General features: G+C 63.0%; 18 protein-coding genes. 9 read left to right on the top strand and 9 right to left on the bottom strand.

Annotation, left to right across the window (positions count from 1 at the left end):
- The first annotated feature begins 94 nt into the window (after positions 1 to 94).
- Both A985_RS0121780 and A985_RS0121775 read left to right on the top strand, forming a co-directional pair.
- Positions 95 to 910, top strand: coding sequence for an ABC transporter permease subunit (locus A985_RS0121780; RefSeq protein WP_017235496.1), 816 nt, complete (start codon positions 95 to 97; stop codon positions 908 to 910).
- Between the two features lie 243 nt (positions 911 to 1,153).
- Entirely contained in the window at positions 1,154 to 2,557 is a 1,404-nt protein-coding gene (locus A985_RS0121775) for an amino acid permease (protein ID WP_017235495.1), read from the top strand.
- Between the two features lie 147 nt (positions 2,558 to 2,704).
- On the opposite strand, the gene A985_RS0121770 is transcribed toward A985_RS0121775, so the two are convergent.
- From A985_RS0121770 to A985_RS0121755, 4 genes are all read right to left on the bottom strand, one after another.
- Positions 2,705 to 3,592 (bottom strand): ABC transporter permease, encoded by an 888-nt coding sequence (locus tag A985_RS0121770; RefSeq protein ID WP_017235494.1) that lies wholly within the window; start codon positions 3,590 to 3,592, stop codon positions 2,705 to 2,707.
- Between the two features lie 3 nt (positions 3,593 to 3,595).
- A complete protein-coding gene (locus tag A985_RS0121765) occupies positions 3,596 to 4,858 on the bottom strand; it encodes an ABC transporter permease (protein ID WP_026132276.1) in 1,263 nt (420 codons plus the stop codon).
- Positions 4,859 to 4,962: 104 nt separating this feature from the next.
- Positions 4,963 to 5,997: an ABC transporter substrate-binding protein gene (locus A985_RS0121760; RefSeq protein ID WP_017235492.1), complete on the bottom strand. Its 1,035-nt coding sequence runs from the start codon at positions 5,995 to 5,997 to the stop codon at positions 4,963 to 4,965.
- Positions 5,998 to 6,054: 57 nt separating this feature from the next.
- Positions 6,055 to 7,188, bottom strand: a complete 1,134-nt coding sequence (locus A985_RS0121755; RefSeq protein WP_026132275.1) for an ABC transporter ATP-binding protein — start codon at positions 7,186 to 7,188, stop codon at positions 6,055 to 6,057.
- 171 nt (positions 7,189 to 7,359) lie between these two features.
- On the opposite strand from A985_RS0121755, the gene A985_RS0121750 reads away from it, so the two are divergent.
- Both A985_RS0121750 and gabT read left to right on the top strand, forming a co-directional pair.
- Positions 7,360 to 8,868, top strand: a complete 1,509-nt coding sequence (locus A985_RS0121750; protein WP_017235490.1) for a PLP-dependent aminotransferase family protein — start codon at positions 7,360 to 7,362, stop codon at positions 8,866 to 8,868.
- A 233-nt stretch (positions 8,869 to 9,101) separates the two neighbouring features.
- Positions 9,102 to 10,385 (top strand): 4-aminobutyrate--2-oxoglutarate transaminase, encoded by a 1,284-nt coding sequence (gene gabT, locus A985_RS0121745; RefSeq protein ID WP_017235489.1) that lies wholly within the window; start codon positions 9,102 to 9,104, stop codon positions 10,383 to 10,385.
- Positions 10,386 to 10,421: 36 nt separating this feature from the next.
- Here gabT and A985_RS26595 read toward each other — a convergent pair whose 3' ends face one another.
- The 4 genes from A985_RS26595 to A985_RS0121725 form a co-directional block, all read right to left on the bottom strand.
- Positions 10,422 to 11,366 (bottom strand): GTP-binding protein, encoded by a 945-nt coding sequence (locus A985_RS26595; protein ID WP_017235488.1) that lies wholly within the window; start codon positions 11,364 to 11,366, stop codon positions 10,422 to 10,424.
- A gap of 68 nt (positions 11,367 to 11,434) precedes the next feature.
- Positions 11,435 to 13,102, bottom strand: coding sequence for an amidohydrolase (locus tag A985_RS0121735; protein WP_017235487.1), 1,668 nt, complete (start codon positions 13,100 to 13,102; stop codon positions 11,435 to 11,437).
- Positions 13,102 to 14,523 carry a sodium:solute symporter gene (locus A985_RS0121730; protein ID WP_017235486.1) on the bottom strand — a complete coding sequence of 474 codons (1,422 nt, stop codon included), beginning with the start codon at positions 14,521 to 14,523 and terminating at the stop codon, positions 13,102 to 13,104. The genes A985_RS0121735 and A985_RS0121730 overlap by 1 nt, the downstream gene beginning before the upstream one ends.
- Before the next feature lie 108 nt (positions 14,524 to 14,631).
- Positions 14,632 to 14,832 carry a DUF3311 domain-containing protein gene (locus A985_RS0121725; protein ID WP_026132274.1) on the bottom strand — a complete coding sequence of 67 codons (201 nt, stop codon included), beginning with the start codon at positions 14,830 to 14,832 and terminating at the stop codon, positions 14,632 to 14,634.
- 300 nt (positions 14,833 to 15,132) lie between these two features.
- Here A985_RS0121725 and A985_RS0121720 point away from each other — a divergent pair, with 300 nt between their 5' ends.
- From A985_RS0121720 to A985_RS0121700, 5 genes are all read left to right on the top strand, one after another.
- Positions 15,133 to 16,566, top strand: a complete 1,434-nt coding sequence (locus A985_RS0121720) for an FAD-binding oxidoreductase (RefSeq protein WP_017235484.1) — start codon at positions 15,133 to 15,135, stop codon at positions 16,564 to 16,566.
- 34 nt (positions 16,567 to 16,600) lie between these two features.
- Positions 16,601 to 16,990 carry a nuclear transport factor 2 family protein gene (locus A985_RS0121715; RefSeq protein WP_017235483.1) on the top strand — a complete coding sequence of 130 codons (390 nt, stop codon included), beginning with the start codon at positions 16,601 to 16,603 and terminating at the stop codon, positions 16,988 to 16,990.
- Between the two features lie 176 nt (positions 16,991 to 17,166).
- On the top strand, positions 17,167 to 18,999 hold the full coding sequence (gene xsc, locus A985_RS0121710; protein ID WP_017235482.1) for a sulfoacetaldehyde acetyltransferase: 1,833 nt from the start codon (positions 17,167 to 17,169) through the stop codon (positions 18,997 to 18,999).
- An 80-nt stretch (positions 19,000 to 19,079) separates the two neighbouring features.
- Positions 19,080 to 20,120, top strand: a complete 1,041-nt coding sequence (gene pta, locus A985_RS0121705) for a phosphate acetyltransferase (RefSeq protein WP_017235481.1) — start codon at positions 19,080 to 19,082, stop codon at positions 20,118 to 20,120.
- Positions 20,117 to 20,884, top strand: coding sequence for a sulfite exporter TauE/SafE family protein (locus A985_RS0121700; protein ID WP_017235480.1), 768 nt, complete (start codon positions 20,117 to 20,119; stop codon positions 20,882 to 20,884). Before pta ends, A985_RS0121700 begins: the two co-directional genes overlap by 4 nt.
- Before the next feature lie 21 nt (positions 20,885 to 20,905).
- Here A985_RS0121700 and A985_RS0121695 read toward each other — a convergent pair.
- On the bottom strand, positions 20,906 to 22,562 hold a 1,657-nt coding region (locus A985_RS0121695; protein WP_017235479.1), incomplete at its 5' end, for a hypothetical protein.

The raw sequence follows: 22,562 nt of genomic DNA, 5'->3' as shown, positions 1-22,562 counted from the left end.
CCCCCCCCCCCCCGCCGCTGCCGCCAATTCGCCCGGCGCGCGCCGCCCGGCGGTTGCGCCCCGTACACCGCGTCGGCGCGGTTTCTTCGCGCGCATGTTTGCCCCGCGCCCGGTCAAGGCCGGTGAGTCGTTCGGCGCCCCCGGCCAAGGCCCGAGCCTGGCGATCAGCGTCGTGACCGTGGTTGCCCTGTTGCTGCTCTGGATCGCCATTACGTCGTCGGGCATGATCAAGCCGCTGTTCCTGCCGGGACCGCGCGCGATCATCGAGAAGTTCATGCAGGTCGCCACGGAGGGCTTTGCCGGCTCGACACTGTGGGAGCACACGCTCGCGAGTCTGTATCGCGTCTTCGGCGCCTTTGCGCTGGCCTGTGTGACCGCGATCCCGGTGGGCATTCTCATGGGCGTGTCGCGCATCGGCCGCGGCGTGTTCGATCCGCCGATCGAGTTCTACCGCCCGCTGCCGCCGCTGGCCTACTTGCCGCTCGTCATCATCTGGTTCGGCATCGGTGAATTCTCGAAGGTGTTCCTGATTTACCTGGCCATCTTCGCCCCGCTGGCCATTGCGGCACGGGCAGGCGTGCGCTCGGTGTCGATGGAGCAGATTCACGCGGCCTATTCGATGGGCGCTTCGCCGCGCCAGATCGTCATGCACGTGATCGTGAAGTCGGCACTGCCGGAGATCTTCACCGGCATGCGCATCGGCATCGGCGTGGGCTGGACAACGCTGGTCGCTGCCGAAATGGTGGCGGCATCGAGCGGACTCGGTTTCATGGTGCTCAACGCGGCGGAATTCCTCGCGTCGGACATCGTGATCATGGGGATCATCGTGATCGGCTTTTTCGCGTTCGGATTCGATCTGATCATGCGCTACCTCGAGCGCGTGCTAGTGCCCTGGAAAGGCAAGGTCTGACAAGACGTAAGCAGGTCCGTTGGTCATTACAAAAGACGCAGGGCGGCTCCCCCCGCCGCACCTGCCGTCAGATAAGGTCTTCAGGAGGTTGTGTGGTAGTCGAGACATTGCAGGTCGGGCGTGTTGCCCGTGAGCGGCGCGTTGTCGCATTGGCGGTTCCCCCCCGGTTCTCCCTCTCCCCTTGTTCCATCAGCGTCTGCGATAGCGCCGTGCACATCGCACGCCCCATCACGGGAGGTCGTCATGGCCAATCGTGAACAGGGCACGCATCTGCAATCGAGCCTCAAGCAGCGGCACATGAGCATGATCGCGCTGGGCGGCGTGATCGGTGCAGGCCTTTTCGTCGGCAGTGGCGTAGTCGTGCATGCCGCCGGCCCGGCGGCCGTGCTGTCGTTCCTGATTACCGGCGCGCTCGTGGTGCTCGTGATGCGCATGCTCGGCGAGATGGCGTGTGCGCTGCCCGCGGTGGGGTCGTTTTACGAGTACGCGCGGCTCGCCTGGAACGACAAGCCGGTCGGCGGTGAGCTGGCCGGCTTTCTGACAGGCTGGATGTACTGGTACTTCTGGGTGATCGTGGTCGCGGTCGAAGCGGTCGCGGGTGCCAACCTGATCCAGTTCTGGCTCCCCGGCATCCCGGCCTGGGCCATCAGTCTCGCGTTGCTGGTGGTGCTGACATTGACGAATCTGGTGTCGGTGGCGTCCTACGGCGAGTTCGAATTCTGGTTCGCGTCGATCAAGGTCGCGGCCATCGTCGTGTTCCTGTTCCTCGGCGGGCTCTTTGTGTTCGGCCTGTGGCCGGGCGCGGTGGCAAGCACCGGACACCTGCTCTCGCACGGCGGCTTCATGCCCAACGGCATTGGCCCAGTGATGGCCGGTGCGGTCGCGGCGACCGGCTTTTACTTCGGCGCGGAGATCGTGACGATTGCCGCCGCCGAAGCGGCCGAGCCGCAGCAAGCCGTGGCGCGCGCCACCAACTCGGTCATCGGCCGGGTGCTGTTCTTCTACATCGGCTCGATCCTGCTGGTGGTGATGCTCGTGCCCTGGAACTCCGCCAGCATGGCCACGCCGTATGTGAGCGCGCTCGAAGCGATGCACATCCCGGCCGCGGCGCACATCATGAACGCCGTGGTGCTGACCGCCGTGCTCTCGGCACTGAACTCGGGTTTGTACGCCTCGTCGCGCATGCTCTTCGCGCTCACGCGCCGTGGCGATGCCCCGCGCTCGCTGGCCAAGCTCAATGCGCGTGGCGTGCCGGTTCGCGCCATTCTCATCGGCACGCTGTTCGGCTATGCGGCCGTAGTGATGTCCTACGTGTCGCCCGATACGGTGTTCGCCTTTCTCGTGAACTCGTACGGCACGGTAGCGATCTTCGTGTATGTGCTCATCGCCTTCTCGCAGTTGAAACTGCGCAAGCGGCTGGAGCGCGAGGCGCCGGGCAAGCTCAAGATTCGGATGTGGGGCTACCCGTACCTCACCTGGGTCGCGATTATCGGCATGCTGTCGATTGTCGGGGCAATGGCCTTCATCCCGGACCAGCGCACGCCGCTCGCCCTCGGGGTGGCCAGCCTGACGGTCCTGCTCGTGGCGTTCACCGTCCGGTCGATCTGGCGCAAGCTGCGCTCGCCGGACCCGGGCTTCGAGATCTGAGATAGGTCGGTGTGACAAGGGCGGTGGCAGAGATTCTGTCGATGGGCGAACGTTCAAATTCCGACGACCGCTTGCCACCGCCCTCATTCGTTGACTACCGCTGGCATCGAGACGATGCGGCATGCCTTCGGACGGGCCAACGTGCGCTTATGTAGCGTTACGCTTGGCACCTCGCCCCCGCAGCCACTCGAGCACAAGTAGCAGACAAGTGGAAAAGACGATCAGGATGGTCGCAAGCGCAGCGATGGTCGGGCTGATGTTTTCACGAATCCCGGTAAACATCTGACGCGGGAGCGTCGCCTGCCCCGGTCCGGCGAGAAACAGCGTCACGACCACATCGTCAAACGAGGTCGCGAAGGCGAACAGCGCCCCCGATATCACCCCTGGCGCAATCACCGGCAGCGTTACGCGAAAAAAGGTTTCCAGGGGGCCTGCCCCCAGCGACAGGCTCGCACGCACCAAATTCTGGTTGAAACCCCGCAAGGTGGCCGACACCGTGGTGACCACAAACGGTGCGCCCAGCGCGGCGTGCGCCAGCACCATGCCCAGGTAAGTGCCGGCCAGCCCCAACGGCGCGAAGCACAGATACATGCCGACGCCGACCACGATCACCGGCACGATCATCGGTGACATCAGCACCGCCATCAGGATCGCCTTGCCGCGAAATTGCACCTGGTTCAGCCCCGTTGCAGCCAGCGTGCCCAGTATCGTCGCCAGCAAGGTGGCCAACGGCGCAATAATGAAACTATTGCGTGCCGCCGACATCCACTCGTCGGAGTTAAACAGGTTGTGATACCAGCGCAGCGAGTACGCCGGGATCGGATACGCGAGGAAGGTGCTGTCCGAGAACGACAGCGGCACCATCACCAGAACCGGCAGCACGAGGAACAACAGCGTAAGCGCGTTACCCGCGCGCAGCAGGTAGTACCAGAGCCGCTCGACCAGGGAAACATACGGCGGAAAGCGCGATGGACGACCACCGGTTGCCGGCGGCTCCTGATACGCGTTATGAGAATTGATTGCTGGTTGTCTCATTGCTCACCCCATGCCCAATTCCGCGCGCGTCAGGCGCCCATAGACCACATACAGCACGAGCGTGGCGGCAAGCAACAGGCCGCCCAATGCACACGCCATACCCCAATTGATGGAAACGTTCGTGAAATAGGCCACGTAGTAGCTGATCATCTGGTCGTTGGGTCCGCCCAGCAACGCTGGTGTGATGTAGTAGCCGATCGACAGGATGAACACCAGCAGCGCGCCAGCGCCAACGCCCGGATAGGTTTGCGGCAAATAGACGCGCCAAAATGCCGCGAACGGATGACTCCCCAGCGAGACGGCCGCGCGCTGATACGTCGGAGGAATCGATTTCATCACGCTATACAGCGGCAAGATCATGAAGGGCAACAAGATATGGGTCATTGAGATGTACACGCCGACCCGATTGAAAAGCAGCTCGAGTGGCGCGCGTGTCATGCCGCTCGCCATCAGTGCCTTGTTGACCAAGCCTTGCCCCTGCAGCAACACGATCCATGCGGCGACACGCACGAGAATGGACGTCCAGAATGGGATCAACACCAGGATCATCATCAAGTTCGCGCGCCGGCCCGGCAGCGTCGAAATCCAATAGGCAAGCGGAAAGCCGATCAACAAGGCGAAGCATGTCACCACGGCGCTGATGCCGAAAGTGCGCGCAAAGATGTTCAGGTAGATCGACGCGTCCGGGTCGGCCGGCACCACTTCGCCGAACGCATTCTGCCGATGGTCCAGCGCCGCGAGCACATAGAACGCAGAGTAGCGGCTGCTGTTCTTGGCGATCGCCTGCCAATAGGGCAGTTCGCCCCATCGCGCATCAAAATTCACCAGCCGCTCGCGCGCCTGTGTGAGCGGCACTGTCTTGCCGTCGTCATCGGTAAACGGCAACGCCCGCGCCGTCTTCATCACTAGTGTGTGAAATCCAGGTAATTCCGTGTTGAGGCGTCGCGCGAGGCCGCCAAGGCTATCGCCGTCCTGTAGCGCCGTCAGATCACTCATCAGTGCGACGTACGCGGCGTCGCCGGGCAACTGCTTGCGATCCCAGCCGTGCAGCGTGCGGCTTGTCGTGGGCAAGGCGCCGACGACCTCGGGATTCTCGACCGCGCGAGTGAGTAGCATCGCAATCGGCACGACAAAGATCAGGAGCAGAAAAATCGCCAGCGGTGCAACCAAGGCCAGCGCCTTGATCCGCTTTCGATTCCGGGTCTGACGCAACTCGTCTTTAACGAGTCGCATGTTCTCGGCAACGGCCAGTGTTGCGGTTTGCATGTAGGAGATCTCTTTTCTCGACGTCGAATCTTGCGATTCCACTACCGTTTCGGGTTCGCTCGTCGGTGCCGCGCGAACCCGAAGCATAGGCTTGCTACATCGTCTTATTTCGAGGCCCATGCCGCAAAGCGTTGCTCGAGTTCATCGCCGCGATCCGTCCAGAAGTCGATGTTCTGAAGCACAGCAGTCGTCACGTTAGCCGGCGAGTTAGGCAAGTCTTTCAGGGTGGAGGCATCGAGCGACTTGACCGCCTCATTGCTGACCGGGCCGTAGGCTATGTGCTTGGCATAGGCACTCTGCGCGGGTGTCGACAGCGAATATGCGATGTATTGCAGTGCCAGGTCCTTCTTCGGCGATCCCTTCGGAATCGCCCAGTAGTCGAGATCGTAGATACTGCCGTTCCAGACCACCTTCAGGTTCTTTCCCTCGCGCTGCGCCGCATCGATGCGGCCGTTGAACGCCGTCGACATGACAACGTCACCGGCCACCAGGAATTGCGGTGGCTGAGCGCCCGCTTCCCACCACTGAATCGACGGCTTGAGTTCGCTCAGCTTCTTGAAGGCTCGATCGACACCCTCCTTGGTCGACAACACGCGATAGACATCCTTGGGCGCAACGCCGTCGGCCATCAGCGCAAATTCAAGATTGCCGCGTGCGCCCTTGCGCATCGCGCGCTTGCCCGGGAATTTCTTGGTATCCCAGAAATCGGCCCAACCCGTCGGCGCAGTCTTGAGCGCGCTGGCGTTGTATGCCAAAACCGTCGACCAGATGAAAATGCCTGCGCCACAGGTCTGCACCGCGGCGGGCGTGAATCCATTCTTCGGCCCGATCTTGCTCCAGTCGAGCTTTTCGTACAATCCCTCGTCGCAGCCACGGCCAAGGTCGCCGGACTCGACTTCGACCAAGTCCCAATTCACACGCTTGGCTTCGACCATGGCCTTGACCTTGGCCTGCTCGCCGTTGTACTCGACGCTCGTCACATGATGGCCGGTGGCCTTCTCGAACGGCTGCACGAAAGCTGCTTTCTGGGCGTCGCCGTTGGCACCGCCGAAGTTGACAACGGTCACGTCGGCGGCTTGGGCAACGCCGAACAGCATGGCGCCGGCAACGACGAATACTGTGTTTACAACCTTCTTCATCTTCAACTCCTGTTGATGGTCAGACGGACAACTAGACAAGGAAACGGGATATCTTGATCAAGTGAATACGCGCAGATGTTCCGGCTCAAACGCGAGCGCGACCGGTACGCCTGGCACAAAGTGCTTGAGCGCCGGCGTTCCCAGCGGCACCTTCACGAAGCATTCGTCCTGCTGCGGCAATTGGCAGCGCATGCGCACGTGGTCGCCGAAATAGATCAGGCCGGCTGCACGTCCCACCACGCCATTAACGCCGCCGTCGACCGACGAAGCCGGGTCAATCAGGCGCATGCGTTCGGGGCGGATGCATGCGCTCACCACTTCGCCAATCTGGGCGCGACGACCCGTACTGCCGACGTCGCGAGCCGCCGACGCGTGAACGCTCATGCCGCGAACCTCGCTTCCGTCCGCGAGCCGCAACGTACAGTAGTCGTCCCCCAGTTGTGAGACCACCCCGCGCAGGCGGTTACTGTCGCCAATGAAGTTCGCAACGAATTGATTGCACGGTGACTCATACAAGCGGTCCACGGTATCGAGCTGCTGTACATAACCTTGATCGAACACGGCGACACGATCGGACATCGTCAACGCTTCGCCCTGATCGTGCGTCACATACACGAAAGTCACGCCTAACCTCTCGTGCAACGCCTTGAGCTCCAGTTGCATGTGTTCGCGCAGTTGCTTGTCGAGCGCACCCAGCGGCTCGTCCATCAACACTAGACGCGGCTCGAACACCAGTGCGCGTGCCAACGCGATACGCTGCTGCTGCCCCCCCGACAACTGCGCCGGATAGCGCTTGCCAAAACTCCCCATCTGCACCATATCCAGCGCTGCGGCCACTCTCCTCGCACGGTCGGCGCCAGGCACGCGGCGCACCTTCAGCGGGTATTCAACGTTCTGCGCCACGCTCAAGTGTGGAAAAAGTGCGTAGTTCTGAAAAACCATGCCGATATTGCGCTGATGCGGCGGCACCGTGTTGAGCAGCACACCGTCGAGCCAGATCTCTCCGCCGGTGGGGTACTCGAACCCGGCCAGCATCATCAGGCAAGTGGTCTTGCCCGATCCCGACGGCCCCAGCAAGGTCAGGAATTCGCCTTGGTAGATGTCGAGGTCGAGTTGTTTGACCACCAACGTTTCGCCGTCGTAGGTCTTGCTCACGCGACGAAAACTCACCAGTACCTGTTTGCTGTTCACCATCGCGGGCCTCTTCATCCCTGGTTGATATGCGCGCACCGAAGCGCGACAAGCCCAATGCGCTTAGGGCGTCACGACGTTTGCGACGCCGTGGAACTTAACTTGAATCCGAATATAGACTGACTTGGCCCTACAATAGGGAACCATTTCTTTATTCTGGATGGGACCACTTTGGACGCAATCATTCTGTCGGACTGGCTGATCCAGCATCTCGACAAGGCGGGCGGCGAGCCGGCATATCGCCAGATCAATAGCCTGCTCCAGCAGGCCATCCTGAGCGGCCAGTTGCCGCCCGGCACGAAGCTGCCCTCCTCGCGAACGCTCGCATCCGATTTGCGGGTGGCGCGCAATACCGTGCTGCACGTCTATGACCAACTGACTGCCGAGGGTTATGTCACTTCGTCCACGGGCAGCGGCACGTACGTGGCGGATACGCGGCCCGCGCGCGCTGTCGATACGGCCGCCTCGGAGATGACATCGCACGAGCAGCCGCACAAGCGCTTGTCGACGCGGGGGCAGCAAATGATCGATCAGGCGGGCGTATCAAAGCGACAATGGGGTGCTTTCATGCCCGGCGTACCGGACACCTCCGAATTCCCGAGCAAGACATGGAACCGCCTCCAAGCCAAGCTCTGGCGCCAACCCAGCCATGAACTGCTGACATATGCATCGGGCAGCGGCTACCGTCCGTTACGACGTGCCCTGTCGGATTATCTGCGCGTGGCACGTTCGGTCAATTGCAATCCCGATCAGATCATCATCACGACCGGCGTGCATCAGTCGGTCGACCTGGCAGTCAAGCTGCTGAGCGATATTGGCGACGTCGCGTGGCTGGAAGAGCCGTGCTATTGGGGTGTGCGCAGCGTGTTCCGGATGTCGGGCCTCGAACTGAAGCCGATCCCGATCGATACCGAAGGCCTCAACCCGAGCGTGGAGGACATGCAGGGCCCACCACCGCGCTTGATTCTCGTCACGCCATCGCACCAGTATCCGATGGGGATGGTAATGAGCCTGTCGCGCCGCCGAATGCTGTTGGATTTCGCGAGCAAGCATCGTACTTGGGTGATCGAGGACGACTACGACAGCGAATTTCGCTATGGCAGCCGGCCGATCTCATCGCTACAAGGACTGGATACGGCAGGTCAGGTCATCTATGTCGGTAGCTTCGGCAAGACCATGTTCCCCGGTTTGCGCATGGGCTATATGGTCGTGCCCGAGAACCTGATCGAACACTTTCGCACCGGCCTGTCGGAGCTGTATCGCGAAGGCCAGTTGATGCAGCAAGCGCTGCTGACCGACTTCATCATCGATGGCTACCTGACCTCGCACATTCGACATATGCGCGCGCTGTACGGCGAGCGGCGCACCTTGTTGATCGATACGATTCGCGCCAACTTCGGCGATGCGCTGCCGGTGATGGGCGACGAAGCCGGATTGCACCTGGTGCTTGGCCTGCATGGGCAGTCACGAGACCCGCACGATAACCCCATTTCGGATGAGAGAATTACCGACGAAGCACTGGAAGCGGGCATCGTGGTGCGGCCTCTGACGCGCTATTACATCGACCCAGCCTCGGCACAATCGGGCCTGTTGCTCGGCTATGCGTGCGTGCCCAACAACCGTATTGAGCCCGCCTTCGACAGCCTCGCCCGCGTCATCGAAAAGCACCTGAAGCCGTAGACAAGCGCTGCCGAAAATACCAATGCTCAGCCATTCGGATCGGCGGGCACGATTCTCCCTCAGCGACTGTCCATTCCCATCCGAGGCGAAGCCGCACCTCATTCGCCAAAAAAGCGGCTCCATCAAAGATAATGAAATGGCTCTTTTTTAAGAACCAGACCTGAGTATATTCCGAACTATCAGCCAGATCGTGCCGAACCTCGGCGCGGCAACCGGACCACTCAGGAGTCGAAATGTTGAATGCGGAATTTCACGCGCGCAAAAATGCCGCCACCCCGCGCGGGATCGGAGTCATGTGCGATTTCTATGCGGAACGAGCGAAAAATGCCGAGCTCTGGGATGTCGAAGGACGGCGTTTCATCGACTTCGCCAGCGGCATCGCTGTGCTCAACACAGGGCATCGTCACCCCAAGATCGTAGCGGCGATTCGCGAACAACTGGATCGCTTCACGCACACGGCATACCAGATCGTGCCGTATGAATCGTATGTGACGTTGGCCGAGCGCTTGAATGCCTGCACGCCGGGTGACCATTCGAAGAAGACCGCCTTCTTCACCACCGGCGCCGAGGCTGTCGAAAACGCGATCAAGATCGCACGTGCCGCCACGGGACGTACGGGGGTGATCGCATTCGGCGGGGCATTCCACGGTCGGACAATGATGACCATGGCGCTGACGGGCAAGGTCGAGCCATACAAGAAGGGTTTCGGGCCGTTCCCTGGCGAGGTGTACCACGTGCCGTTCCCATCGGCACTGCACGAGATCGACTCGGCGCAGAGCCTCGCGGCGATCGAACAGCTGTTCAAGAGCGACATCGACCCGCAGCGGGTAGCCGCGATCATCTTCGAGCCGGTGCAGGGCGAAGGTGGCTTCTACCAGGCGCCGCCGGAGTTCGTGCGTGCCTTGCGCGCGTTATGCACGCAGCACGGCATCCTGCTGATCGCGGACGAGGTGCAAAGCGGCTTTTCTCGTACAGGCAAGCTTTTCGCGATGCAACACTACGACGTGATACCCGACCTGATGACCGTAGCCAAGAGTTTGGCAGGCGGCATGCCACTGTCGGCAGTCGTCGGTCGCACGGAGATCATGGATGCAGCCGCGCCGGGGGGGCTGGGCGGGACATATGCGGGGAATCCGCTGGCCGTTGCGGCAGCGCATGCGGTACTGGATGTGATCGAGGAAGAGCAGCTTTCATCGCGCGCCGAGACCTTAGGCAACCAGTTGAAGGCGCGCCTGCGCAAGCTACAGGCTTCGGTGCCGCAGCTTGTCGAAGTGCGCGGACCGGGCGCAATGGTAGCGGCGGAATTCCACGATCCCCAAACCGGAGCGCCGGCACCGGAAGTCGTGAAACGGATCCAGGCCCGCGCACTGGAACAGGGCCTGCTGCTGCTGAGTTGCGGTGCCCATGGCAACGTGATTCGCTTCCTGTTTCCGCTGACCATAGAACAAGCGGTGTTCGACGAAGCTCTCGGCATTCTGGAGACAGCCTTGCTCGAACTTAGCGACGTAACGGTCTGAGCGTGCCTCGTTTTCACGCGCAGCAATTCACGCCGCCTATCGCATAGCCTCGTCGTCGCACGCGCCTCGAAGCATGGCGGCTTCGAGCGCCTGCGTGAGCCGACGCTCGTCTTCGTCCGAAACAATGCCGATGAACACGATGACCGACGACGCGGCAGGCAGATCCGAGCGACGTGTGAGCATCGAACGACGCCCGACGACATGCAGCTCGCTCATCTGACCGGCCTGCAGCGCCACGAAGCCCTTCGCGCGCAGCAGTTTGTCGCCCAACAGGGCCAGCGCCGCTTTCAGTCGCGACCGGTCGAACACGCCACCGGTCGCGACGCTGAAACTGCGCAGTCCACGCGGCAACGCGCGTGATGCCGACTCCATCGGGCGCGGGCTCAGCAACCCGGGCAAGGTCATCACGTCATCGGGAAAGAGAATGGCGGGTGGCACGACGCCCTGGTTCGCGGTGACAACGACCTGCGTTGCCCCCAGCGATGCCAGTCGCTCTCTGACGGCCTGCAACCTGGCGTCGCTCACCAGATCGGTCTTGGTCAGCACGAGCGTGCTGGCCGCCGCAATCTGACGCCGGACGATGTCGCCGACATAGCGATCGTCCAGTACGGCGTCAATGCCATCGACGTCTACCGCCACCACAATGCCATGCAGGCGGAATGCCTTGTCGAGCAACCCCACCTGCGCGATGCGCAGCGGATCGGACACACCGCTCGCCTCAATCACGAGCAAGTCGGGCCGCTGCGCGCGCTCGCCCAGCGAGATCAGCGTCTCGACCAGGCGTCCGCCAATGGTGCAGCACACACAGCCGTTCTCAAGTCCGATCACGTCGTCGCCTCGCTCACGAATGAGCGACGCGTCGACATTGATCGAACCGAAGTCGTTGACGAGCACGGTAACGCGCAACCCCTCGGCATTATGCAGCAGCGCGTTGACAAGCGTGGTCTTGCCCGCACCGAGATAGCCGCCCAGGACGACCATCGGGATCGGAGGCCTGGGCGCCGCAGCGACCGCTGCGGGTGCGAGGGGTTGACTGCCTTGCATCGTCGTCACGCCGGGGCGCGGAACACCTCGCCCCCGAGCACCGTGCCCCACACCGGCATCTGTCGCAGATCGTCGACGGGCACCTCGAACGGATCCGCCTCAAGGACGGCAAAGTCGGCGTACTTGCCGACTTCGACACTCCCGACCAAATGATCCATGCCCAACGAGAACGCGGCACCCAACGTGATCGCGTGCAAGGCATCCGCCACCGGCAAGCGCAGCGACTCGCCCAGCACGCGTCCCGACGACGTCTCCCGTTTGGCCGCGCACCACGCGGTGAACAGCGGATTGAGCTGGGTGATCGGCGCATCCGAATGCAAGGCGAACGGCAGGCCGATCTGACGGGCGACCTCGGCGGCATCCATCCGATTGGCGCGATCCGGGCCCATCGTTTGGTGATAGTGTGCGTCGCCCCAGTAGTAGACGTGGTTCGCGAAGAAGTTCACACACATGCCGAGCCGCTGCGCTCGCGTGAGTTGCGCGGCATCGGCCATCTGGCAGTGCTGCAACGTGTGGCGATGATCGACACGCGGATGCAGCGCCAGCATCGCCTCGATCGCATCAAGCACGACGTCGGTCGCCTCGTCGCCATTCGTATGAATATGCAATTGCAGGCCAGCCGCGTGGAACGGCATGAACGTCTCGACCAGTTGCGACGGTGGAATCAGCCAGAGCCCGTTGGGCTTGCCATTGTGGTATCCCGGCCAGCGCAGCCGCGCCGTAAAGCCTTGAATCGAGCCGTCGACAATGAATTTGACCGGCCCGTAATGAAGCTTGTCCGTGTTGCCCTCACGCGCGCTCAACACGCGTTGCGGCCCCCCTTCCGGGCAGCGCTGCGGCGCAAACGCCGGCACGATGCGGATCGGATATGTCGGGTCACCTGTCACCTCGCGAAGATTCGCATTGCCCGACGGCGTCAAGTCGTTGACGAGGTCGGTGGCCGTCGTCACCCCGGCGAGCTGCGCAACGCGTCCGAAATTCCAGATCGCGCGAACACTCTCGCTCGCGGCAATCGATAGTCCTTCCCCAATGACCCGATACACCGGAAACATCGCCGCGAACTCCTGCAATTCACCGGTCGGCTCGCCGTCAGCGCCCATGACGACGCCTTCGACATCGGTGTCGCCGTCGATGCCCGCCAGCGCGAGCATTGCCGAATTCACATTCATCAGATGCACACTGGCATGCAGGATCGCAATGGGCCGGGTGGCGGACACGGCATCGAGGTCGCGCGCGACGAGCGGCGCGCCCTCGAAGAAGATCGGGTCGTAGCCCCAGGCCAGCAACGGCTTGGGGTCGCCGGTCATGCGTTGCTCAGCCTCGCGCAGGCGCTCCAGCACGGCGGCCGGCGACTTCAACCCTTCCCACAAGTGTCCATCGGGGCCGCGCCGGTCGTAGTAACCCACGTAGACGGCATCCCACATCGCGCCCTCCATGAGGTGGCAGTGCCCCTCCACCAGTCCGGGCATCAACACCTTGTCGCGCAATGTGTCGATCGGTGCCGCGTCGGTCCAGCGCCGCATGTCCTGCAAATCGCCGACGGCCAGGATGCGGCCGTCGCACACGGCCACGTGCGTCGCAACCGGTTGCGCCGGGTTCATCGTCAGGATCTTGCGGGCGACGTAGACGCGAATGTCGTCGCGGCTGGCTGCGGTGTTGTCTCTGTCTGTCATCACGACTTCTTGTAGGTGGAAAGCGAGCCGACCCCCGTGTCCATCGAACGCTCGCGACTGCCGCCAAGCAGCAAGTTGAGCACCGACATCACCACGATGTTGACGACCAGGCAGATCAGCCCGAGGTTCACGCCGCCAAGGTCCGGATTCTTGAAGTAAAGCACGAGCGCCAGCCCCTGACCGGCCAGCACGCCGGCCGCGACCGCTGACGCCCGGACACGCAGTCGCAGGACCACGGCGATCACGCCCGGCAGGAACTGCGTCACCCCGTAATAGGCCATATTGATCAGCGTCAGCATGAGGTTCGGCGTGAGCAGCGTAAGTACGATGGAGCCCAGCAGATACAGCACGATCACGACCTTCGAGCTGGCTTTCTGACGATGCTCAGGCATGCCCGACAGAATGTTTCGCGTGACGATGGGGCCCAGTGCGAGGCAAATCCCCGCGAGCACCAGCAACCCCGACAACGCCGCGCCTGCCGCCACGAGCCCGACCAGCCACGACGGCAGCAATTGCGTCACGGCGGCGAAGAACGCCTCGTTCGGCGACGCCAGTGTGATGTTCCGGCTGATCGCGTAATACGACGCCAGCACGAGGAACGGATACATCAGCATGTACAGCGGCATGGCGACCTGCGTGCGGCGAATCGTCGAGGCACTTTTCGCCGTGAAGAAGTTCTGCACGCCAAATGGCATGACGTACATGCCGAGCGACTGGAAGACGATGGTCGTCATGGCGAACGTGAGCTGTTGCGTGTTCATCGCGTTGCTCACGTGCTGGCTCGCGGCCTGGAACACCGGCGTCACGCCCACTTCCCACGCCACGGCCACACCGGTGATGACGATGGCGGCCACCATCAGCACGTCCTTGAGAACGGCGATATAGGCCGACGCGCGCACGCCTGCAATGGCGATGTAGATGAAGGCCAGCATCGCCGAAAAAGCGATGAGCCACAGCGGCTGGAAGTTCCACCCCAGCCCCTTGAGCGCCGCCACCAGACCGGTGAACTGCAACTGGCCCCAAGGCAACAGGAAGACGATGGCGGTCACCGCCACCACGAGTTCGAGAAAGCGATTTTGAAAGTGCCCCTTGAACAGATCGGGCAGTGTGATCGCGTTGTAGCGTTTGCCCGCATCCCAGATCTTCGGGCCGAGGAAATACCCGACCGGATAGGCCAGCAGGATGTAGCCGAGAAACCAAACGCCATACGTCGGCCCCTTGGCGTAAATGCCGCCGGGAAAGCCGACCATCGTGCCAATGCTGTAGATCTCGCCGGCCGCGAGGAAGAACACGAGCCACGCGCCGAACTGGCGTGACGCGACGAAAAAATCGTGCACGCTCTGCGGGCCGCGTCCTCCGCGCGCTCGCAAGGCGAGATAAACCGACAACAGGATGAAGCCGGCAAAGATGAGGGTTGCCATCGACGCAATCTCCGGAGATTCGTTAATGAAGCGCTGGTCGCGCTGTCTGCGCGAGCTGGGCACGACGGCAAAACACGCCGGCCGCCAGGCACTAAGGGGAAACGGCCGTTACGCCGGTTCCTCGACGGTATGTCGGTCGAAGAGCGCCCAGCACAGCGCAAGGCAGCCGGACGTGAGCACGAACCACAGGAAAATCCAGCCGTAAATGAACGGCACCCCGAGCACGTAGCGATCGACGGACGCCGCCCACGGCAGCATTCCCACGACACCGAGATACGGCAATCCAAGACCAATGAACCATCTGAGCATCATCTCTCTCCGCTGCGCGAGGCGTTGATCGGCTTGTGTGCACCGGCCACTGCGGCGCACACGTGGCCCGCATCGCCGAATGACGATCAGAGGCCGGTTTTCTGGCCCAGTATCCACAGCCAAAATTCGCGCCGTTTAGAGCCACATGAGACAAAAATGTGGTGCCAGAGAGGCGCTCACCGACCCGCGAAAACGCTGCAACGGTGCCGCTTTTCACTGGCACCATCACAAAGCGGCGGTGGTACTAATCGCGGCAAAATGTTCTTGGCAGTATGGTCACATTTCCGTCAGGAGCCTACCGTGGGTACGATTGAAACCTTCGCGCTGGATCGTCGCTCCGAAGCTGCGCCATACGATCCCCTCTACGATCCGCTAGTCTCTGCCAGCCCCGGCCTCGGCATGGACTACGCGCCCACTTACTGGGTCGCCACCGCGGGCGATGCGCCCGAAGACGACGGCCCGCTGCCCGGCGATGCCGATGTCGACGTGGTCATCGTCGGTGCCGGTTTCACCGGTCTGGCGACCGCGCTGTTCCTCGCTCGCGAGCACGGCATTCGCGCCATGGTGCTCGAAGCGAACCGCACATGCTGGGGCTGTACCAGCCGCAACGGCGGCCAGGGACAAAACGCCAGCGGACGACTCTATCGCTCGCAATGGATCGCGCGTTGGGGCAAGGAAACGGCCCTGCGTCTCGATGCCGAAATTCGCGAGGGCTTCAATACGTTCAAGTCGCTCATCGCCGAAGTGCCCGAGTGCGAGCCTCAACCGGGCGGCCATCTCTACATCGCGCACCGCGATCGCAAGATGGAATTCCTGCGCAACGAAGCCAAGGTCATGCACGACGTTTTCGGTTACGACACGCGCATCCTCTCGCGCGACGACGTTCGCGAGCAGTATGTCGACGACCAGGAAAACTGCGGCGCGATGCACGAGCCCGACGGCATCGGCGTGCACCCGCTCAAGCTCGCGTTCGGCTATCTGCGCATGGCCCGCGCCCTCGGCGCTCGCGTGCATCCGTCCACACCCGTGCTGGATGTGCAGACGATCAACGGTGTGCATCACGTGCGCACGCCGCGCGGGGTGGTGCGCGCCAAAGCCGTCGCCTTCGCGACTGGCGGCTACACGCGCAACGACGTGACGAAGGCCCTGCGCGCCAAGATCATGCCGATTCTGTCGAACTCGCTGGTGACGCGCGTGCTCACGCCCGACGAACTCGCCGCGACGAACTTCCGCACCCACGAAGTCATTACCGATACGCGCACGCTGCGCTACTACTACCGTCTGCTGCCCGACAACCGCGTTCAGATCGGCAGCCGCAGCTCGATCACCGGTGCCGACGCACAGAATCCGAAGCACATGGCGGTGCTCGTCGAAGGCCTGCACCGCAAGTTTCCGGCGCTGCGCGGCATTCGCATCGACTATTCGTGGTGGGGCTGGGTCGACGTGAGCCACGACATGATGCCGCGCGTGACACAGCCCGATCCGCGACAAAGCCTCTTCTATGCAGTGGGTTACGGCGGCAACGGTGTGTCGTTCTCCGCGCATGCCGGTCGCCGCCTCGCACAACGCATTGCCGGAGAGCGCGATCCGTCGTGGAACCTGCCGATCTACGACTCGGCCCTCCAATACCCGAACGTGTTCGGCGCCGTGCAGTGGCAGGGCTTCGCGCCGTTCCGCCGCATCGGCCAGCGCTTCCTCTATCAGAAGTATCACGCGCAAGACGAAGCGCGTTGAACCCTTTGCCTCTTTGCCTTTTCTGGAATTTGCCATGACGACTCAACACGACTCCACCGACATCCAGTTGCTCACGACCTTCAATGACGCCTGGAACCGGCACGACATCGACGCCCTCATGGCCTGCATGACCGATACCTGCGTGTTCCACGCCGTCGCCGGCCCTGACATGATGGGCCGCACCTTCGAAGGCCGTGACGCCGTGCGCACCGCGTTCCAGTCCGCGTGGGAGACCTTCCCCGACGCATCGTGGACCGAGGGCGTGCATTTCGTCACCGGCAATCGCGGCGTGTCCGAATCGACGTTTCGTGGCACGAAAGCCGATGGCACCCGCGTCGAGGCCCGCATGGTCGACGTCTTCACCCTGCGCGACGGCAAGATCGAAGTGAAAAACGCCTTCCGCAAAGACCGCCCTGCGCTCTAAGACGCCCCCGACATCTCGTGGATCCATGGCCCTGTCGTCGTTAATCTCATTTTTCAATACAAAACGTACCAAATAATAAAAATACTGATTGACCACGGTAGATACTTCGCCTAAATTTCCACTTACACAACTAAATCGGAATTATTTGTTCCGTTTATTTTTCACTGGAGACATCCATGAGCGCCAAAGATTCGGCTACGGCCACCCAACAACTGACCGCCTCCGACGGTGGCCCGCAGGCCATGACGCCGTCTGAAGCCTTCGTCGAAACAATGGTCGCCAACGGTGTGAGCGAGATGTTCGGCATCATGGGCTCGGCCTTCATGGATGCGATGGACATCTTCGCGCCGGCCGGCATTCGTCTGATTCCGGTGGTGCATGAGCAAGGCGCCGGCCACATGGCCGACGGCTACGCTCGCGTCTCGGGCCGTCACGGTGTCGTGATCGGACAGAACGGCCCGGGCATCAGCAACTGCGTGACGGCGATTGCCGCCGCTTACTGGGCACACAGCCCGGTCGTGATCGTCACGCCTGAAGCCGGCACGATGGGCATTGGCCTCGGCGGCTTCCAGGAAGCCAAGCAGCTCCCGATGTTCCAGGAATTCACGAAGTACCAGGGCCACGTGACCCACCCGGCCCGCATGGCCGAATTCACCGGCCGCTGCTTCGACCGCGCGATGGCCGAAATGGGCCCGACGCAACTCAATATTCCGCGTGACTATTTCTACGGCCAGATCAAGGCCGAGATTCCGCGTCCGCAACGTCTCGATCGTGGCGCAGGCGGCGACGAGCGCCTGAACGAAGCGGCCGAACTGCTCGCGCAAGCCAAGTTCCCGGTCATCATCTCGGGCGGCGGCGTGGTCATGGGCGACGCCATCGAAGAGTGCAAGGCGCTCGCCGAACGTCTGGGCGCGCCGGTCGTGAACAGCTATCTGCATAACGATTCGTTCCCGGCCAACCATCCGCTGTGGTGCGGCCCGCTCGGCTATCAGGGCTCGAAGGCCGCCATGAAGCTGCTGGCGCAGGCCGACGTGGTCGTGGCGCTCGGCTCGCGCCTCGGACCGTTCGGCACGCTGCCGCAGCACGGCATGGACTACTGGCCGAAGAACGCGAAGATCATCCAGATCGATGCCGATCACAAGATGCTCGGCCTCGTGAAGAAGATCTCGGTCGGTATCTGCGGCGATGCGAAGGCTGCCGCCATTGCGCTGTCGCAGCGTCTGGCCGAGCGCACCCTCGCGTGCGATGCCACGCGTGCCGCCCGCGCCGACCAGATCGCCACGGAGAAGGCCGCGTGGGAGAAGGAACTCGACGAGTGGACTCACGAACGCGATCCGTACAGCCTCGACATGATCGAAGAGCAGAAGCAAGAGCGCACGTTCAACGGCGGCGAGTATCTGCATCCGCGTCAGGTGTTGCGCGAGCTGGAAAAGGCCATGCCGGAAGACGTCATGGTGTCGACCGACATCGGCAACATCAACTCGGTGGCGAACAGCTACCTGCGCTTCAACAAGCCGCGCAGCTTCTTCGCGGCCATGAGTTGGGGCAATTGCGGCTACGCGTTCCCGACGATCATCGGCGCGAAGGTTGCCGCGCCGCACCGTCCGGCCATTTCGTATGCCGGCGACGGCGCCTGGGGCATGAGCCTGATGGAAACGCTCACCTGCGTGCGTCACAACATTCCGGTCACGGCCGTGGTCTTCCACAACCGTCAGTGGGGTGCGGAGAAGAAGAACCAGGTCGACTTCTACAACCGCCGCTTCGTGGCGGGCGAACTCGATAGCCCGAGCTTTGCCAACATCGCCCGCGCGATGGGCGCGGAGGGCATCGTGGTCGATCGTCTGGAAGACGTGGGTCCGGCGCTCAAGAAGGCCATCGACCTGCAGATGAACCACGGCAAGACGACGATCATCGAAATCATGTGTACCCGCGAGCTGGGCGACCCGTTCCGTCGCGACGCGCTGGCCAAGCCGGTGCGCATGCTCGACAAGTACAAGGACTACGTCTAACGTCGTCGAGGTCGTTCGTGTGACAGCGCTCCCGGCTCTGTGGGTGCCGGGGGCGCTTTCTTTTTTTTGACATCGACATCATGAAAGCCATCCATCGCATTATCGACACGGCGCGCCACGCACCGATGCGCATCGTGCTGTGCGAATCGGAAGACGAGCGGGTGCTCGCCGCCGCCGCACGGGCCACGCGCGAGGGCATCGCCCGCATCTTGCTCGTTGGTGACATCGGCAAGACACAACGAGCGGCCGAGGCGGCGCACATCGACCTGGCCGGCATGGAACTGATCGATCCGGCCACGTCGCCGCTGACCGATGCCTTCGCCGAGACCTGGTACGGCATGCGCGCCAAAAAGGGCATGACGCGCGAGCAAGCCGTCGAGGAAATGCGCGCGCCGCTGGGCTTCGCCAACATGATGGTGCGGCTCGGCCACGCCGACGGCTCCGTCGCCGGCGCGGTCAACACCACGGCCGACGTGGTGCGCATGGCGATACAGATCATCGGGGTGCAGCCGTCGTTCCAACTCGTGTCGAGCTTCTTCCTGATGATGCTCTGCGAGCCGTTCCATACGATGAAGGGCGGCCTGATCTTTTCCGACTGCGCCCTGGTCGTCGATCCCGACGCCGCCCAGCTCGCGCAGATTGCACTGGCCGCCGCCGACAGTGCCAGCGCCCTGCTCATGGAGCCACCGCGCGTGGCGATGCTGTCGTTCTCGACCAGCGGCAGCGCGAAGCATGCGGCCGTCGACAAGGTGGTCCAGGCGACCCATCTCGTACAAGCGGCGCGGCCGGACCTGGCCATCGATGGCGACGTCCAGCTCGATGCGGCCATCGTCGCCGAGATTGCCCAGCGCAAGGTCGTGCACTCGCAAGTCGAGGGCCATGCCAATACGCTCATCTTCCCGAATCTCGACGCGGGCAATATCGGCTACAAGCTCGCGGAACGCATCGGCGGAGCGAAAGCCATCGGCCCGCTCCTGCAAGGGCTGAACCGGCCGGCCAACGACCTGTCGCGCGGCTGCAGCGCCGACGATATCTATTACGTGATCGGCGTGACCTGCGTGCAGGCGCAGGCCGCCCAGGCCAAGCTCACCGGAACCTCGCCGCTCGCCACCCGGCCATGACGCTTCACGCCATTGCGGCCTACCTGCCGTTGATGCTGTTGCTGGGCTTCGCCACGTATTTCCAGACGGTCACGGGCTTCGGGCTGGGCATGATCGTTCTGGGCGGCGCCAGCGGGTTCGGGCTGGCGCCGGTGGCGAGCGTGGCCATTCTGGTGAGTCTGGTCACGCTGATAAACAGCGCCCTTGCGCTGCCGGGCACGCTGCATCACATCGACTGGCGGGCGGTAGGCGCGGCGACCCTGGGCATCCTGCCATCGGTCGTTGTCGGCGTGTTGCTCTTCGATTACCTGAACGGCACCGCGTCGAACGCGCTGCATCTGCTGCTCGGCGCGGTCGTGCTGTACGGAGGTATTGGCTCGGCGCTGCGCCCCGCGCCGAAGACCGAGCGCTCCGGCGACACGGGGTTCTTCCTCAGCGGCATCTTCGGCGGATTGCTCAGCGGGATGTTCGGCATTTCCGGGCCGCCGCTGATCTTCTATTTCTATCGCCAGCCGCTCACCCTGGTGCAGATTCGTTGTGCGTTGATTCTGTTGTTCGCCGTCACGGCGTCGATCCGCACGCTCTACAGTGCCTTCGCGGGACAGTTGCCCGCGTCGATGATCTGGCAGGCGGCCGTCGCGCTACCGGTCGTGACGTTCGCCACCCTGTTCGCACGCCGTTATCCGCCTCCGCTCTCGAGCGTGACAACGCGGCGTCTCGCCTTTCTCACGTTGATCCTGTTGGGCACCCATTTGATGGTGAGCGCGTTGATGGAAATGGCTTAGGGACGACAACGCGGGCGGCGGTTAAGTGTGTGCGCGACGACCACCAGTGCCGATCCAGTCGACGAGTCGCGAGAGCATCGTCATGTCGGGCGGCGACGTCAGGTCCAGCGCCAGCGAGTTCCGGTAATACGGGCTGAGATCGAGACCCACGCCGAGCCCGAGCACTTCCACATCGCCGAGCGCCTGCTGTTGCGCCACGACTTCGCGCAGGTGATGGTCGAGATAGTGGTCGTCGTTGGCCTGGTTGGTGGCGGCGTCCATCGGACTGCCGTCGGAAATCACGATCAGCAGGCGTCGGTTGACGCTGCGCGAGCGCAACCGCTCGCACGCCCACTCGACGGCCTCGCCATCGACGCCCTCGCGGAACAGATCGGCCTTGAACAGCGACGCGATGTCGGACCGGGCTCGGCGCCAACTCGTCACGGCGTCCTTGAAGATCAGATGCGAGACTTCGTTCAAACGCCCCGGGAACTTGGGCTTGCCGCGCGCGAGCCAATCGGTGCGCGCGCGTCCGCCGTTCCATGCGCCGGTGGTGAAACCGAGGATTTCGTTGGTGATGCCCGCCGCATCGAGCGCCCGCGACAGGACGTCGACAATCATCGCAACCGCTTCGATCTGGGCCTTCATCGACCCGGAACAGTCGATTAGCAAGCTCACCATCGACTCGGCAATCAACGTGTGCTTTTCGAGCCGGAACAGCCGCCGCTCGGCAGGCGAGCTGACCAGTTGCGCGAGCCGCCGTCCGTCGATACGCCCGTGCTCTTCGCCGAACGACCAGCCGTCGCGCTGCGGCACCGCCAGCGCCGCCTTGAGCGCGCGCGCAAGCCTCGGCACGTTGATCGCCTGCGCGACGATGCGCTCGTCGAGCCGTTCGCGAAATTCCGTCAGCAGCGCCCGGCGCACGAGCGTGCCGGCATACAGCTCACGGTCGTAACGCTGGGTGAATACGCAGTAGCCCTGCGCCGACGCCTTGAGCACGCGGCTATCGCCCGAATGCGCGAGCGTGATGCCATCGTCCTCCTGATCGTCGATATCGAGAAACAGCGAGAACGCGTTGCGCACACCTTTTTCGTCCTCGTCGTCCTTGGCATCGCCCTCGGCCTGGTCAGCGCCGGCGGCACGAATCAGGCCCGCGATATCGGCGGCTAGCGCGCGCGCGTACACGGCGAAGGCGGCCTGATCGGCACACGTTCGGCGCATGCCCGCGAGGGCGCCGCCGATTTGTGGCGCGATGGCCATTCGCGTGGCTTCGATGAGACCTTCCGTGTCCTCGATGACCGGATAGCCGGTGAGCCGCGACCAGCCCATCTGGGCGACGGTATAGAGCAGCAGCCCGACATGACTGTCGGCCACGCCAGCGATGTGCATCGCGCGCGACCAAGCCTCGAAGCGATCGCGCACATTCTTCGCCACGCCGGGCATGCCCGCCGGGATGAACGTCTCGCAGCGCAACTGCTCCATCAGCTCGAAGAGCAGCCGCTCGAGTGGTGCGTCCGGTTGCAGGCGGCGATGCAACGCCGCATCGCTGTGCCGCAACCGCAGCGCCGCGCCGTCGGCTGCACCGCGCAGCGTCGCCAGCGGATCCGCGGGTGCCGGCAGCGTTTGCAGATGCGGGGCATGCAACGGCACCGGCCGCATGTTCCGGCACAGGCGCGCGCTGCTGTAATGCAGCGCGGCG

The sequence above is a fragment of the Pandoraea sp. B-6 genome (assembly GCF_000282835.1).
In the GTDB taxonomy this organism is placed as follows: domain Bacteria; phylum Pseudomonadota; class Gammaproteobacteria; order Burkholderiales; family Burkholderiaceae; genus Pandoraea; species Pandoraea cepalis.
This window is presented reverse-complemented; position numbering and strand designations above follow the sequence as displayed.